Raw genomic sequence first — 876 nt, 5'->3', positions numbered from 1 at the left:
ACTGTTTAGGCGCAACGCCGAAGGTTAGGATTGTTAGGCGCAATGCCGAAGGTTAGAATTGGACTCACGGCGAAGAAATGCTGCGTCTACTGCCCTAGCGTTCTGGCTGAAGGTGCTGCCATTAGGCAACGCCAGTGCACTGTCGCTAGAGTACCACTGGTGCGCGCGCTGCTGTCTATTTTTCTACTGGCGGCCGTTATGACTACCAGCGCCATGCTGACCATCGGATCGCTGAACTTTGTCGGGCTAATGGCTCCGCATATGGCGCTCATGCTGGGCTTCCATAAACCGGTGGCGCAAGGGATGATAGCGCCAGCGATCGGTGGATTCCTGATTGTTCACCGACTGGTTCAGGTGCATAATGATGTTCCCCAATCAAATCTCCGCCGGATTGTTGGCAACCTTTATTGGCGCACTGTTTTATTTCATCTGGCTGCTGTGCCGCCAGGGGCGGTATCGCGGTGGTTTACGATGTCCGATGCGTTGAGACGATAGCTAGTGCCAGCGCGACGTCGACATTGAATAATCGTACCGGAGATTAGACGCCCCACGTCCGGGTCTTTATGGCATACGGCCGCGGCTGCGGGGTGAGTGGCGGAAAAACCGCGCAAGCCTGGTTTGAGCGCCCAACTGGTCACAGTTGGGCGAAACTCTTTGCAGCGGCTTCCAGTGTGAGGCGAATCTCAGCGTCTCCATGCGCTAGGGACATAAAACAGGCTTCATACGCCGACGGCGCCAGATAAATCCCCGCCGCCAGCATGGCATGGAAGAAACGCTTGAAACGTTCCACGTCGCACTTCTGTACGTCCTGGAAGCAGGTAACGCTCGGCGAATCGGTAAAGAACAGACCGAACATGCCGCAGACGCGGTTGACTA

1 protein-coding gene and 1 pseudogene are annotated in these 876 nt (G+C 55.9%); one reads left to right on the top strand and one right to left on the bottom strand.

The genetic code is table 11. From position 1 onward, the window contains the following. The first annotated feature begins 42 nt into the window (after positions 1-42). The gene (locus tag BG74_RS04865) at positions 43-495 is read left to right on the top strand and encodes an iron chelate uptake ABC transporter family permease subunit (RefSeq protein WP_187202643.1); all 453 of its coding nucleotides are present in this window, start codon (positions 43-45) and stop codon (positions 493-495) included. Positions 496-634: 139 nt separating this feature from the next. On the opposite strand, the pseudogene BG74_RS04860 reads toward BG74_RS04865, so the two are convergent. Continuing rightward, a pseudogene (locus tag BG74_RS04860) lies at positions 635-876 on the bottom strand (aspartate aminotransferase family protein); the annotation flags it as partial.

The organism is Sodalis-like endosymbiont of Proechinophthirus fluctus (genome assembly GCF_001602625.1).
Taxonomy (GTDB): domain Bacteria; phylum Pseudomonadota; class Gammaproteobacteria; order Enterobacterales; family Enterobacteriaceae.
Note: the sequence above shows the minus strand (reverse complement) of the source record. Positions and strands in the feature narration are given on the sequence as shown.

What these genes read in the sequence shown, in the direction of transcription:
- BG74_RS04865 (WP_187202643.1), top strand. Translation starts at nt 43, where the DNA reads ATGCCGAAGGTTAGAATTGGACTCACGGCGAAGAAATGCTGCGTCTAC.